At 57.4% G+C, this 14,553-nt stretch carries 13 protein-coding genes; 8 read left to right on the top strand and 5 right to left on the bottom strand.

Features of this window, described 5'->3' with window-relative positions; all coding sequences use genetic code 11:
* Positions 1-34 precede the first annotated feature (34 nt).
* Positions 35-946, top strand: a complete 912-nt coding sequence (locus AC0B60_RS19100; protein ID WP_465087474.1) for a LysO family transporter — start codon at positions 35-37, stop codon at positions 944-946.
* 4 nt (positions 947-950) lie between these two features.
* On the opposite strand, the gene AC0B60_RS19095 is transcribed toward AC0B60_RS19100, so the two are convergent.
* Positions 951-2,159, bottom strand: a complete 1,209-nt coding sequence (locus AC0B60_RS19095; RefSeq protein ID WP_465087473.1) for an HD-GYP domain-containing protein — start codon at positions 2,157-2,159, stop codon at positions 951-953.
* Positions 2,156-2,965, bottom strand: coding sequence for a TatD family hydrolase (locus tag AC0B60_RS19090; RefSeq protein WP_465087472.1), 810 nt, complete (start codon positions 2,963-2,965; stop codon positions 2,156-2,158). The genes AC0B60_RS19095 and AC0B60_RS19090 overlap by 4 nt, the downstream gene beginning before the upstream one ends.
* Before the next feature lie 118 nt (positions 2,966-3,083).
* Between AC0B60_RS19090 and AC0B60_RS19085 the strand changes: the two genes are divergently transcribed.
* Together AC0B60_RS19085 and AC0B60_RS19080 are read left to right on the top strand one after the other, a co-directional pair.
* Complete coding sequence (locus tag AC0B60_RS19085; protein ID WP_465087471.1) at positions 3,084-4,355, top strand: D-amino acid dehydrogenase; 1,272 nt, start codon at positions 3,084-3,086, stop codon at positions 4,353-4,355.
* Positions 4,352-5,599, top strand: a complete 1,248-nt coding sequence (locus tag AC0B60_RS19080; RefSeq protein ID WP_465087470.1) for a methyltransferase — start codon at positions 4,352-4,354, stop codon at positions 5,597-5,599. Before AC0B60_RS19085 ends, AC0B60_RS19080 begins: the two co-directional genes overlap by 4 nt.
* Before the next feature lie 5 nt (positions 5,600-5,604).
* Here AC0B60_RS19080 and AC0B60_RS19075 read toward each other — a convergent pair whose 3' ends face one another.
* Entirely contained in the window at positions 5,605-6,087 is a 483-nt protein-coding gene (locus AC0B60_RS19075; RefSeq protein WP_465087469.1) for a hypothetical protein, read from the bottom strand.
* A 22-nt stretch (positions 6,088-6,109) separates the two neighbouring features.
* Positions 6,110-7,120, bottom strand: a complete 1,011-nt coding sequence (locus AC0B60_RS19070) for a LacI family DNA-binding transcriptional regulator (RefSeq protein WP_465087468.1) — start codon at positions 7,118-7,120, stop codon at positions 6,110-6,112.
* A 258-nt stretch (positions 7,121-7,378) separates the two neighbouring features.
* Here AC0B60_RS19070 and AC0B60_RS19065 point away from each other — a divergent pair, with 258 nt between their 5' ends.
* The 5 genes from AC0B60_RS19065 (at position 7,379) to AC0B60_RS19045 (ending at position 13,179) form a co-directional block, all read left to right on the top strand.
* Positions 7,379-8,437, top strand: coding sequence for a sugar phosphate isomerase/epimerase family protein (locus AC0B60_RS19065; protein ID WP_465087467.1), 1,059 nt, complete (start codon positions 7,379-7,381; stop codon positions 8,435-8,437).
* A 13-nt stretch (positions 8,438-8,450) separates the two neighbouring features.
* Positions 8,451-9,623 (top strand): Gfo/Idh/MocA family protein, encoded by a 1,173-nt coding sequence (locus tag AC0B60_RS19060; RefSeq protein ID WP_465087465.1) that lies wholly within the window; start codon positions 8,451-8,453, stop codon positions 9,621-9,623.
* The gene (locus AC0B60_RS19055) at positions 9,616-11,142 is read left to right on the top strand and encodes a sugar ABC transporter ATP-binding protein (protein WP_465087463.1); all 1,527 of its coding nucleotides are present in this window, start codon (positions 9,616-9,618) and stop codon (positions 11,140-11,142) included. Before AC0B60_RS19060 ends, AC0B60_RS19055 begins: the two co-directional genes overlap by 8 nt.
* Positions 11,139-12,125 (top strand): ABC transporter permease, encoded by a 987-nt coding sequence (locus tag AC0B60_RS19050; protein ID WP_465087460.1) that lies wholly within the window; start codon positions 11,139-11,141, stop codon positions 12,123-12,125. Before AC0B60_RS19055 ends, AC0B60_RS19050 begins: the two co-directional genes overlap by 4 nt.
* 85 nt (positions 12,126-12,210) lie before the next feature.
* Positions 12,211-13,179, top strand: a complete 969-nt coding sequence (locus AC0B60_RS19045; protein WP_465087458.1) for a substrate-binding domain-containing protein — start codon at positions 12,211-12,213, stop codon at positions 13,177-13,179.
* Between the two features lie 82 nt (positions 13,180-13,261).
* On the opposite strand, the gene AC0B60_RS19040 is transcribed toward AC0B60_RS19045, so the two are convergent.
* Complete coding sequence (locus tag AC0B60_RS19040; protein WP_465087455.1) at positions 13,262-14,470, bottom strand: OmpA family protein; 1,209 nt, start codon at positions 14,468-14,470, stop codon at positions 13,262-13,264.
* Positions 14,471-14,553 lie beyond the last annotated feature (83 nt).

Raw genomic sequence — 14,553 nt, 5'->3', positions numbered from 1 at the left:
CTTTCCCACCCATATACATTTTTTCGAGGACTTCATGCTGACCGGCGCACTGCTGATCCTGGCACCGCTTTTCCTGGGTTTTGCCCTGGCACTTGAGAACCGCCATCTGATGACGGCCATTCACTACGGCGTTGAGGGGCTGGTGTATTTTATCCTCGCACTCTTGGGGCTGAGTCTCGGGCAGATGGAGGGTGTTGGTGGTCAGCTGGCCAGTATGGCGTCCCAGGTTGCAGTGCTCGTGGTGGTACTGTTTGTGGCCAATATGGTGGGGCTGTGGTTGTTTCACCGCTGGCAGCCGATGGCAGTGCGCGAGGATCATGTGGACCAACCTCGTGGCTATCGCCGCCTGTTTCTTGCGGGGTTGAAGCCGCTGTTGGCGGTTGTGGTTGGTGGCTTGGCCGGCTTCTACTGGCTGCCGGATCTGCCGATGGCGGAGGACGTGGCGACCTGGTCGTTAATGCTGCTGCTGTTCCTGATTGGCCTGCAACTGCGCAATGCCGGTCTGTCTCTTCGTAAGCTGCTGCTCAACCGGCAGGGACTGGGCATTGCGTTGGCGCTGGCCGGGAGTTCTCTGCTTGCCGGTTTTGCAATGGTGCCTTTGCTGGACGCCGCCTGGCATGAATCGTTGGCACTGGCGTCCGGGTTTGGCTGGTATTCCTTGTCCGGTATCGTGATTGGCGATGCCCTGGGGCCATCCTGGGGCGGTGTCGCCTTTCTCAACGATGTGATCCGCGAGATTATCGCCCTTGCGATCATTCCACTGTTGATCGGCCAGCGGCCGGCCATGGCGATTGGCTATGGTGGTGCGACTGCCATGGACTTCACCCTGCCGGTAATCCGCAGCAGTGGTGGCCTGGACTGCGTGCCCGTGGCGATTGCCTCGGGGTTTATCCTGTCGCTCCTGTCTCCCATCCTGATGGCGGTGTTCCTATCCATGGGCGGGTGATGTCTCAGGTCAGGAATTTTCTGACGTCGATTTTGTAATCGTCCGGGTCCACTGAACGCAGAATCCGATCCTGGGCACCCGGTTTGGCCAGATCCAGGGTATCGACGGTGATGGGCATGCGAAAACGGGTGTTGTACATCACACGTAGCACCGGCAAACGCTGGTCTTCGTCGTTGGTTTCGATGACGACCCCGAGACGGCCGCTTTCCAGCAGTACCAGTGAGCCAATAGGGTAAAGACCCACACATCGGATGAACTCTTTCACCAGGGCGGCGTCCAGGTGTCCGCCGCTCCACTCCAGCAGTTTCTTGAGACCCTGGGTCGGGGTCATGCCCTTGTGATAGACGCGGTCGGAGGTGATGGCATCGTAAACATCGGTAATGGCTACCATACGACCGTATACGGAGATCTCATCGCCTTTCAGGCCCTCGGGGTAGCCACTGCCGTCCAGGCGCTCATGGTGCTCTGCGGCGGTGACGATGGCCAGCTCGCCAATCCCGTCTGTTGCCTTGAGAATATCCCGCGAATGCCGCGCATGGGCCTTCATGACCTCAAACTCCTCTGGCGTCAGCCGTCCTGGCTTGTGGAGAATGTCGTCCGGCGTGAGTATCTTTCCGATATCATGGAGCAGCGCACCAACAATGGTTTGGTGCATTGCCTCCGAAGGGAGCTTGCGATAGCTACCAAACAGAGACATCAGCACGCTGAGATTGACCGAATGCTCCAGTAGGTAGTTATCCTTTTCGCGGATGCGCCCGAGGCAGCTGAGGGCATTGGCGTTGCGCAAGATAGAGCTCTGGAGCTCGTCGGCCAATTGGTGAATGGGGGCTATATCGATGGCCCCTCCAAGCTTCACGCTGTTCATCAGGTTGCCTACCAGCCCCTGAGCCCGGTTGTGCACCTGCTGGGCGAACACCATTTCCTCGGCAACCGCCACCCGTTTGAAAACGCCGGGCGCCTGCTCACCGGCGCGTTGCAGGGCGGATTCGTTGCGGCGGTCTACCTCATGGGCTGGTTCCGAGTCCTGGGAGTCCAGGCCCTTGGAGACATCGATGTAGACGTAGTCCACCCCCATCCGGCGGATTTTCTCAACGGTGTCCTCTTTTTTGATCACGCCGCGACGTCGCTGGGTGTTGTGAGGAATCCAGTCGTTGTTCAGGTCGGCGATGTACATGCCGACCTTGAGCGCGGAGACGGGGATGCGTTTGATCATTGCCGTTGGAAGAACGTTCTCAGACTGTTGTCATAGGTTGTAGCCAGTACGTTCTCCAGCGGTAGTTGTTTCACTTCGGCGATTTTTTCGGCAACAAATGGTATGTAGAAGGGCGCATTCTCCTTGCCGCGATAGGGAACCGGAGTCAGGAACGGCGAATCCGTTTCCAGCAGGATCTGCCCGATCGGCGCCATGCGCACGATGTCACGGACATTTTCCGCTTTGTTAAAGGTGGTAATGCCATTAAAGCCCAGGCACCAGCCTTCGTCTAGTGCGTATTGCGCGAGGCCCGGGCCGGACGTGAAGCTGTGGATCACGCCACGTCGCTTAAGAGTGCCTTCGAACTCCTTTAGGATGTCGATGGTGTCGTCATCGGCTTCACGGCTGTGGATGACCACGGGCCGGTCGGTGTCGCAGGCGATCTGCAACTGGCGGCGGAACACGTCACGCTGGACGTCCCGGTCTGCGTTGTCGTAAAAGTAGTCCAGACCAATTTCGCCCACTGCCACGATCTTGTCGTCTCCAGCGTGTGCGCGGATTTCGGCTTCGGCGGCATCGGAATATTGTTCGGCATCATGGGGGTGGACCCCTTGCGTGCCATACACCCAGGGGGCTGTCTGGCTCAGTTCACGCACGGTAGCCAGGTTGTCCGGTGACACGGCAATGGTGATCACACGCTCGATATTGACCCGCTGCGCTTCGGCCAGGGTGTCCGCCAAGGGGCGATCCTTGAGGTAGTCCAGATGGCAGTGAGTTTCGATAATCGGTTGATCGAAAACGGGAATCTCGCGACGTTTTTTGCTCATTGTCGGTTACTTCACTCCATCGCAACCATAACGTTGGCTGCTATCCTGAGAACTTGGTCACAATAGTTTATCAGCTTGTTCGATTGTTGACCTACATTGCTGCCATAGGGAGAGGTACATGCACATTATTGTTGTTGGTGCTGGCGTGGTTGGTGTAACCACGGCGTACGAGCTGCAAAGCCGGGGCCATCAGGTAACCGTGCTGGAGCGTCACAGTGCGGCGGGCAACGAAACCAGTATGGGCAACGCCGCCCAGCGCTCCTATGGCGTGGTCTATCCCTGGGCGGATCCATCCATGGTGTTGAAGGCCTTACCCTGGCTGTTCAAAAAAGACGGCCCGTTAAAGATGTCGGTACCGCCGTCCATGGAAACGGTGCGGTTTATGTTGGCGACGCTGCGCTACGCCTGGTCGCCTGGACTGTTCGGCCTGAACAAGCGCGCGATGATGCGCCTTGGCATCCATAGTCGTGAACGCTTCCTGGCCCTTGAAGAGGAGCTTGATCTGCCGTTCGACGGCGGCCACCAGGGCCTGCTTCACCTCGCCAGCACCCCGGAAACCCTGGAAAACTACCGCGAAACCCAACGGCTGCTCGACGAACTGGGTATCCCCTCCCGACTGCTCACTCCTGAACAGGTTCGCGAAGTAGAGCCCGGCATGACCGGGGATGGTCCCCTCTACGGCGCTCTGAGCTATGACACGGATGGCACCGGTGATTGTCATCTGTTCTCCCGTGAGTTGGCCAAGGCCTGCGAAACCAAGGGGGTGCAGTTCCGCTACAACACGGAAACCGAACATCTGGTGGCAGATGATCAGCGGATAACGGGGGTGGCCATCCGCAAGGACGATGGCACATCGGAGACTCTTGAGGCTGACGCCGTGGTTATCAGTGCCGGGTGCTGGTCGGGCCATCTGACCCGTCCTCTGGGTCTTGAATTGCCGATCTATCCGGTGAAGGGCTATAGCTTTACGGTACCTTTGAAAGATCCTGGCCGCGCTCCGGTGTCGACCATCCATGATGACAACTACAAAGTCGTCTCAACCCGTTTGGGCGAGAGGCTACGGGCCTCGGGCTTCGTGGAATTGGACGACTTCAATCGTGATATCCCCGAAGCCCGGCTGGCCACCATTCGCAAATCCGTGGAATCCCGTTTTCCCGGCTGTGCCGATCTCAAGGCCGCTGAAACCTGGACTGGTTTCCGTCCCATGACCCCGGACGGCCCTGCCATCATTGGTCGCGGCCCCCGGGAGAACCTGTTCCTCAACACCGGGCACGGTACGTTTGGCTGGACTCTGTCGGCGGGCAGCGCTTCGGTTATTTCCCAGTTGATTGATGGGGAGACGCCTTCGGTGTGTCTGGACGCTTTTCGGCCTGGGCGATTTGACGAATGACGTTACCTACGGCGGCGAGTGTACACCACGACACTGACGCTTTTTACCGGCGCTGGCAGCGCTTGAACGATTGGCTGGCGCAGCATCGCGAGTTCTGGCATCCGACGCCATTCGCCGACCCGAGCCCGGCCTGGACGAGGAACTGGCCGGCATTGTCGGACCGGGTTGCCCGGCTCTCCGACAGCGACTGTGAGCAATGGGACGATGATCCTGTCGCGCTGGCTGAATGGGTGGCCAGGGAGTTGCCGTCTCTACAGGGCTTCAGTGAACTGACCGACATTCAGCCGCTTGCTGTTGAATCCGTCGATCGGAGCACCTTGCCTGAGGTCCGGGCAACGGATATGCCTGGCCGTAAGCGACTTCAGGCCGGTGCATTTGTAAGCGCTATCCAGCCCCTGAAGCAGGACGTGCTGGACTGGTGTTGCGGTAAGGGCCACCTGGCCAGGACCCTGGCGCCCCTGTGCGATGGTGACGTAACAGGGTTTGAATGGAACGTCACCCTGGTTGATGACGGCAACCGCCTGGCCCGGAAGTTCGGGGATGCGGTTACCCTGAAGTGCCAGGATGTCATGGCGGATAGACTGACGATGCCGCCCGGCGTCCACGGCGTCGCCCTGCACGCCTGTGGCGATCTCCATCGCAGGTTAATGCATAAGGCGGCTAGCGATGGGCTGCCAAGGGTGAGCTTTTCACCTTGCTGTTACCACCTGACGGAAGCGTCGGACTACCAGCCTCTTTCCAGGCGCGTCGAAGCTTCGGAGAATGGTTTGGAACTGACCCGCAACGAGCTGCGACTGGCTGTCAGGGAAACGGTTACTGCTCCGAAACGGGTGCGTGAGCAAACCCGCAGGATCAGTCGTTGGCGTCTCGGGTTCGATGGCCTTCAGAGGCAGCTTCGAGGCGTGAATGCTTACCTGCCGCTGCCGTCGCACCCATCGCGCCTGATGAACGGCGATTTTGCCAGCTTTTGTCGCTGGGCCGCTGGCAATAGAGGGCTGGAATTACCCGGGGACACAGACTTTGGCGCTTGGGAGAATCATGGCGAGCGGCGAAGGCAGGAGGTGCGCCGCCACGAACTTGTACGCCACCTTTTCCGGCGGCCACTGGAACTTTGGGTGGTGCTGGATTATTCCATGTTTCTTGAAGAACAAGGGTATGACGTTCAGTTGGGGACTTTTTGTGAGCGCCAGCTGACACCGCGCAATTTGCTGATCGACGCCGTAAAGAAAAATTCGGGCGGCTAAAGTGCTCAGGGCTTTCGGTACACCACGTTTTCCACGCAGCCGTCCCGAAAGTACACGTAGGTCAGCTCATAAAGGGCCCCATAGTACTTTGTCTGGTACACCCAGGTTTCCTGCGGCGTGGGGTAGGTTTCCGGGGGCCGGCCGAAGGCTTTTCGCACATGCTCTTTGGTCATGCCTTTCACCACTTGCTCCCGTACCAGATAGCGCCGCAGGTCAGTGGAGTTAATGAAGCGGCAGGTATCGCCTGTTGCCTCCGGTGTGTTCTTTTCCTGTTCTTCCACCGTGTCATCAGGCTTGGGTGGCGGAGGGAGATTCTGACCAAAATTCCCGCCAATCTGATTGTCCCGGATTGTCACTGTTTCGGCGTTTTCGCCGCAAGGCTGGTCGGAAAAGCGGATGTCATCGTCGGTTTCACAGCGATAGATCTCGGCCCGGCCGGAGGCAGGCAAAAGCAGCACAAAGATCAACAGGAGCAGGGGGTGCTTCACTGGAACCTCCACTCTACACGTTTCAGTTTTTTGGCGCCCGTGCGGTGCTTCCGCGTACAACAAGCTGGGTCTTGAGCGACTGATCAAGTGGCACATTGCGCTGTTTGAGAATGTCCAGCAACAGCTTCATGGCCGTGCGGCCAATCGCTTCACGAGGTTGATGCACAGTGGTGAGTTCCGGCTCACAGTATTGGCTAAACCCGATGTCATCGAAACCAATCACCGATAGCTGATCCGGCACCACAACGCCTGCATCACGCGCCGCCTTGAGTACACCGATGGCCATTTCATCGTTCTGGCAAAAAATCGCTGTGGGGCGCTCGTTCTCTTGCTGCAGCAGGGTTCGGCCCTGCTCATATCCTGAATGGAAGGTGAAGTCCCCCTCCACAACCCAGCCTGACGGAATGCTTAGCCCAACGTCTGCCAGTGCGCGATGAAAGCCACCAAGTCGGTCCTTGCAGATTGGGTTTCGGGCCGGCCCGGTGATCGTGGCGATGCGCTGGTGCCCCAGTGATACGAGGTAATCGGTGGCCTTGTGAGCGGCTTGTTCGTTATCAATATGTATGGTGGGCATCGACAGGTTGTCGAAGTACTCGCAAGCCACGACCAGGGGGAAACCGGAATCGACCTGGCGCTCCTTGACCAGCGCCATGGGTACGTCGGTGGATAGCAAGATAATGCCGTCTGCCTGATTGGAGGGAATCAGGTTGAAATACGAAGTCACGCGATCGGGATTGTTTCCCGCATCGCCCAGCAGAACCTGATAACCCGCTTGATGGGCCACCGATTCCAGGCCGCTGATCACGTCGGAAAAGAATGGATTGGCGATGTTTGGCAGGATAACCACGATGGTTCTGGACTCGCTTCGCCTCAGGTTTCGCGCCGCTGCATTCAAGGAATAACCCACCTCGGCCACCGCCTTGGCGACACGCTGCCGGGTGGCGTCGGAGACTTTTTCAGGATTGGCCAGCGCACGGGACACAGTTGCTGTGGAGCAATTGGCCGCCCTGGCAACGTCTTTAATCGTCGGCATGGGATGACTTCTTCTGTGCGAGTTGCGCGATGTTACCACAGTCTTTGCGTGCCCCGTTCCTGAGAGTGCATGAGTGCAGGTTACTGATAATAGTGCAATCGATTACATAAATCTAAGGCTAATACTTCTGTTTGCGTTAACAACAAGCTTTTTTGGCGACTATTCACTCAAAAACGTATTATTTCATGGCTTGACGTCCGGGTTTTGGATTGCTTTAATGTAATCGATTACAAACAAAAACAAGCAAGGCCGATTATTATGAAAACCATCCAGGGGCCAGGGCTCTTTCTGGCACAGTACGTCAATGACGAAGCACCCTTTGACTCGCTTCCCGCGCTTGCCAAATGGGCATCGGATCTTGGTTTCAAGGGGGTTCAGATACCGACTTGGGATCAGCGGCTGTTTGATCTCGAACGTGCCGCGGAGGATCAGGGGTACTGTGATTCCATACGGCATATGCTCAGTGCGCAGGGGCTGGTAATTACCGAATTATCGACGCACCTCCAGGGCCAGTTGGTCGCGGTTCATCCAGTTTACGATTCGCTGTTCGATGGCTTCGCGCCGTCTTATCTCCAGGGCGATCCGGAAGCCCGCCAGGCCTGGGCGGTGAATCAACTGAAGCTGGCCGCCAAAGCCAGTCGCAATCTCGGGCTCAGGGCCGTCGGTACCTTTTCTGGTGCGCTTTTGTGGCCGTTCCTGTACCCATGGCCGCAGCGGCCAGCGGGGCTGGTTGAGGCTGGTTTCGAAGAACTCGCCAAACGCTGGTTGCCAATTCTCGAGGCCTACGATGACGCGGGCGTTGATCTTTGCTACGAAATTCATCCAGGTGAAGACCTTCACGACGGCGCCACCTTTGAACGTTTCCTGAACGCGACGAAGCACCATCCGCGCTGCTGCATCCTCTATGACCCGTCGCACTTCGTGCTGCAACAGCTCGACTATCTGGCGTTCATTGACCACTTCCGCGATCGCATCCGCATGTTTCACGTCAAAGATGCCGAATTCAATCCTTCTGCCCTGCAGGGGGTTTATGGCGGTTATTCATCCTGGGTGGAACGTGCGGGCCGGTTCCGTTCACTGGGTGATGGACAGGTGGACTTCAAGGGTATTTTTTCCCGGCTGACCCAATACGATTTTGATGGTTGGGCGGTGATCGAGTGGGAATGTGCATTGAAGCATCCCGAGCAGGGTGCGGCAGAAGGTGCGCGCTTTGTGAATGAACACATCATCCATGTGACCGACCGCGCTTTCGATGATTTCGCTGACGCCGGTGTGGATGACGCGGAAAACCGTCAACTGTTAGGTCTGAAAGACTAGGGAGAATGCTGTCATGACGATCACCAAGCGCATTCGACTTGGCATGATTGGCGGTGGTCAGGGAGCCTTTATCGGTGGCGTCCACCGTTATGCCGCCCGACTGGATGACCGCTATGAACTGCAGGCCGGCGTATTCAGCAGCCGGCTTGAGGTTAATCGCGCCTCTGCCGAAGAATTGAGGGTTGATCCGGCCCGTTGCTATTCCAGTGTGTCCGATTTGCTCAATGGCGAATCACGACGCGACGACGGCGTTCAGGCTGTGGCCATTGTCACCCCGAATTTCCTTCATTTTGAGGCCGCCAAGGCCTGCCTGGAAGCGGGTCTACATGTTATCTGCGAAAAGCCGATGACGGTCACTGTCGACGAGGCGCTTGCTCTTGCAGCGTTGGCCCGGGAAAAGAAGGTTCAGTTTCTCCTGACCCACCCCTATGTCGGCTATCCCTTGGTGCAGCAGGCTCGGGTGATGGTTGCTCGGGGCGATCTGGGGGCGTTGCGTATGGTCAATGTGGAGTATGTGCAGGAGTGGTTGTCGGAACCGCCCGGGCGAAACAACAAACAGGCCGACTGGCGGCTCGACCCGGAGCGTGCCGGTGCAGCTGGCTGCCTGGGAGATATTGGTACCCATGCGTACCAGCTTTCCGCCTTTGTTTCGGGCTTGACGCTCGATTCCGTCAGCGCCGATCTCGGCGCTATGGTTGAAGGCCGTCAACTTGACGACAATGTACACGCACTGCTGCGCTATACCTCGGGCGCCAAGGGAATGCTCTGGGCCAGCCAGTGCGCGCCGGGATTTGAGAATGGCTTGCGTATCCGGGTGGTCGGTGAGCAGGCATCACTGGAATGGGCTCAGGAGAACCCCAATGAACTCTGGTATGCGCCGCTGAATGCACCGCGCCAACGGATCACCCGGCGGGATGACTGGTTGGGTGTCGACATCAATCGCGGTGTCAGGATTCCGGGCGGGCACCCGGAGGGGTATATCGAGGCGTTCGGGAATCTTTATCAGGGTTTGGCCGATCAGTTGAGCAGCCACGTTGATCACGGTCTTCCCGATGTCCGCACCGGCGTTGATGGATTGTATTTCATGGATGCTGTGCTGCGCTCCAACCGGGCCGATGGTGCCTGGGCGACGCTGCCACCCCCAATAGGCAGGGAACCAATGATAGGGAGGGGCGGCGATGAGTGATCCCGTTATTCGAACTCATCATCTGTGCAAGTCGTTCGGGCCGGTCAAGGTGCTCAAGGGCATTTCGCTCGATATTTTTCCGGGCGAAGTGCTTGGAATATTGGGTGAGAACGGCGCTGGTAAGTCCACATTGCTTAAGCTGATCAGTGGTGTCTATACGCCAACCAGCGGCACTATCGACATTCAGGGGCAATCTTTCGATCAGTTGGACCCTGTGCTTTCGCGGCGCATGGGTATCGCGATGATTCCTCAGGAATTCAACCTGGTGCCGACGTTGAAGGTTTACGAAAATGTCTTTTTGGGGCAGGAGCGTCGCCACAAAGGGCTACTCGACAAAACCACCATGCGGGAAGAAACCGCCAAAGTGCTTGCGTCGCTGGACGTTAGCCTTGACGCCAATGCCACCATCGGCGAGTTGAGCGTCGCCGAGAAGCAGATGGTGGAAGTGGCCCGGGTGCTGACGAATGACGCCAGGGTAGTCATTCTTGATGAACCCACGACCGTTCTGACGGATCGCGAAGTCACCGTACTGTTCAAAGTCGTCCGTGCCATGCAGAAACGTGGTGTGGCGGTGTTGTTTATCTCCCACAAACTCAAGGAAGTAAAGGATCTCTGCCAGCGCCTACTCATCATGAGGGACGGCGAACAGGTAGAGCTCTGCGATGTCGGCGCCCTGAACGAAGACGATATGGCGCGCAAGATGGTGGGCCGGGAGCTGTCGCAGACCTTCCCGGATAAGCAGGCACACCCAACCACCGCCGCATTGGACGTCAAAAACCTCCAGGTACCGGGTGTGGTCAAGGGCGTGAGCCTGACGTTGCACCACGGGCAGGTACTGGGGCTGTCTGGTCTGGTCGGTTCGGGCCGCACCGAGATCGCGGAAGCGCTGATGGGGCTGCGCCGACATTCCCGCGACCGGCTGGTCATCAACGGCAGGGAATGCGTGATTAAGTCACCTGGTGACGCCCACGAGCTGGGTATGGCGTATCTCTCGGAGGATCGCCAGGGCAAGGGCCTGGTGATGAACTTCAACCTGATCGAGAACATCACGCTGCTGAGTCTCAAAAAGTACGTTTCCGGCCTGATCTGTTGCTCAAAAGAAAGGGAGAAAGCCGAAGCGTTCCAATCGCAGCTCGCCATCAAAGCCGCCAGTCTGGATACCCCTGTTGGTTTACTCAGTGGCGGTAATCAGCAAAAGGTTTACCTGGCCAAGCTGCTGGATATTGAACCGGATATTCTGATTCTGGACGAGCCCACCCGTGGTATCGACGTCAACACAAAACGAGAGATTTATTACCTGATTCGCGGCCTGGTTGACCGAGGCAAAGCGGTGATCGTCATCTCCTCTGAACTGGAGGAAATCATCGGATTGTGCAATCACGTGCTGGTCATTCGCGAGGGGCGGGTGGCGGCTCAGTTGAGTGGCGATCAGATCAACGAAGAAGACATCATGCTCTACGCGGCTGGCGCCCGAGACCACGAACGCGAACCAACAGAACAACAAGGAATCGTATCATGAACCAGGCCAGACTCGCCGGTGCCCGACTTTCGGATCGTATCCGCAACAGCGGAATCGATCTCAGTATTCTTGCGCCGCTGATTGCACTCATTGTGTTGCTGGTTATCTCTTCGATTGCCAGCGAATACTTCCTGGATTTGCGCAACCTGACCAACATCATGAGGCAGGTGTCCTACACCGGTATTATCGCTATCGGCGTTACCTTCGTGATTATCGCGGCGGGGATTGACCTGTCTGTCGGGTCAATGGTCGCGCTGGTGGGCGTTGCGTTGGTTTATACCATCAACCAGTTCGCTGATCCCGTGCAGGGGGTTATTGTCGGCCTGATGATGGCTATTCTGACTGGTGCGCTGTTTGGCCTGATCAATGGTGCGCTGGTGACCTGGGGACGTATTACACCCTTTATTGCCACGCTGGCGACGATGTCGATCTATCGCTCGCTGGCGTTGTACTTCTCCGATGCGGGCGAAATGGTTTCCACCAACCCATTGTTCCCGGAGATTGGCGGCGGCTATTTTCTCGGATTGCCGATCCCGGTCTGGACGTTCCTGTTGGTTGCCATACTTGCGCACATCCTGCTTGCCCATACGCCTTTCGGGCGGCACCTGTGTGCGGTTGGCTCCAATCCGCAAGTTGCTCGTTACTCCGGTATTCGTGTGCAGCGGATCATCTTCACGACGTTCGTTATTGCCGGTGCCTGCGTGGGGCTTTCGTCCATCATGCTGGCTTCGCGCCTGAATTCCATCAGTCCCAGTGATGCCGGTGTGTTCTACGAGTTGGATGCCATTGCGGCGGTGGTCATCGGTGGCACTGCACTCTCCGGTGGCCGTGGCTCGATCTGGGGCACAGTTCTTGGTGCCCTGATTCTTGGCGTTATCAATAACATGTTGAACATGCTAGGAATTTCTCCCTACTTGCAGGGTTTGGTGAAAGGTGGAGTCATCCTGATCGCGGTCTTGATGCAATACAAACAGGACCGGTAACAGCAAGAAAAGGTGGCAAACGTCACCCGATAAAGCCGGCGCGTGGTGCGCCGGCCCACAACAACAAGACAGAAGGGAAATTGCTATGGGTATTACTCGCTTCCTCAAACGTGCCCTGCTCATCGGGGCTTTGGTTATCACCCCGTTCGCCGTCAGCCAGGCGGAGTACCGCATCGGGGTCAGTGTGCCGGCAGCCGACCATGGCTGGACCGCCGGCCTGCTATGGTGGGCCCAGAAAGCGGCGGATGATCTGGGCAAGAAGTATCCGGACACGGAATTCTTCGTGGTCGCGGCTAACTCCGGCACCAAGCAGGTGGCCGATGTAGAGGATCTGATGGTTAAGCAGATCGACGCGTTAGTGATCCTGCCGCATAACCCTGCCACGCTGCAGCAAGTGATTTCTGAAGCCTACAGCAGCGGAATTTACACCGTGGTTGTTGATCGTGAGCTGGAAAAAACAGCACAGAACGTGTTTTTGGCAGGGGACAATGCGGGTATGGGCCGGGAAGCTGCCAAGTTCATGGCCGAAAAAATGGATGAAAGCGGGAATGTCATCGTGATCGAAGGCATGCCCATTCCCATCAACACCCAACGTGTAAACGCCTTTAACGAGGTCATGGCTCAACATCCGGATATTACGATTCTGGACTCACAACCCTCTGACTGGTCGCCTCAGAAGGCGCTGCGTGTGATGGAGAATCTGCTCCGTAAACATCGTGATGTGGATGCCGTCTGGGCCGGTGATGACGATGTGTTGAAAGCCGTGATGCAAGCCATTGAGGAAGCTGGGCGCGAAGACATCAAACTGGTGGTCGGTGGCGGCGGCTCCAAGGATGTGATTGGTATGATCAAAGACGACCATCCGGTAGTGCAGGCAACTGTCACCTATCCGCCATCCATGGTGGCCTCTGCCATTGCTCTTGCCAATACCGGCGTTCGAGGTGGGACATTGGGCGATATGTACCATCATGTACCTGCCCGTATTGTGCTGGATGCGGAGCTGATCACCGAAGGAAACGCCGATTCCTATTACGTGGAAGATGCTGCGTACTGAAACCTATCCACGTAATCGCTCCCAATGAAAAAAGCCCCGGAATGGTACTTCCGGGGCTTTTTGATTTTCCGGTCAATATTGCTTAACGACGAACCTGAATACGAGCCTCAACCCGACGGTTCTCCGCGCGACCTGCTGCCGTCTCGTTATTGGCAACCGGTTCGGATTCACCGTAACCAACGGCGTTCACACGATCCGCACTGATGCCGAGGGCATCGGTCAGCCGGGTGGCGACAGCCTCAGCACGACGCTGGGACAGGAAGCGGTTGTATTCCGCCTCGCCAGTGCTGTCACTGTGACCGGCGATTTCCACGTTGGTTTCCGGATACTCAAACATGAAATTGGCGACGCGGCGAATTTCATTGTCGAAAGCGTCGCCGATCACCGAGCTGTTGGTTGGGAATTGTACGTTCAGCTCAATGGTCTCGACGGTTTCTGTTACACCTTCACAACCCATCGCATCCACGTCTGCGCCTGCGGTTGTGCCGGGGCACTGGTCCGCGCTGTTAACCACGCCATCGTTGTCGCTGTCCAGCTCACAGCCGCGGCTGTTGACGCTGGCGCCGGCTGGAGTGTTGGGGCACTGGTCCATACTGTTGGCAACGCCGTCACCGTCGTTGTCACGCTCACAGCCATTGCTGTCGACGCTCACGCCAGCAGGTGTTCCTGGGCACTGATCGCGGCTATCGGGCACGCCATCGTTGTCACTGTCTGCCGCTTTGCGCGGTGAGGGTTTCGAGTCCGCTACGGTGCGAGAGAAGGCAAAGCTCAGGCCAAGGGTTGCCTGGGTATCGAAGGTGCTCTCGTCAATGCCATGGAACTCGCGCAGGTCCGCGCGGATGGAAACGCTGTCACTGACGTTGTATCGGAAGCCCGCCCCGACGTTGACACGGGTCTCGTCGTGATTGGAGCCGGCGGTCTGGTAGCTCAGGACATCGTCGCCGAAGTCAGCGTGGCCGGCACCGGCCGACACGTACGGATTCCAGGCTTCGTCCTGGCCGGCAAAGTAATAGAGGCCGTCCAGTCGATATTCTTCGAAGTCGCTGCTGCCACTTACGTATTTGCGATCAGCATCCGCCTTGGAGTAAACGCCTTCCACGGCCCAGTTGGGGTGGAAGCGAAATTCCGCACCAATGCCCAGGGTGCCGGTTTCACTCAGGTCGCGTTTGTCGTCAAACAGCTGGAAGCCGGCAAATGGGTTCAGGTAAATGGTTTGCTCGCGTTCGGCGACTGCGGGTGTCGCCAGGGATGTCGTCAGGGCCGCAATGGCCAGTGGGCGCACGATGTTCATGCAGAACCTCCTGTTCAATTATCGTTGTTTAAAGTACTCGCGTCGTACTTTCGCATAAAGCATTGCTACTGCGTACTTACGTG

Source organism: Marinobacter sp. V34, from assembly GCF_055524115.1.
Note: the sequence above shows the minus strand (reverse complement) of the source record. Positions and strands in the feature narration are given on the sequence as shown.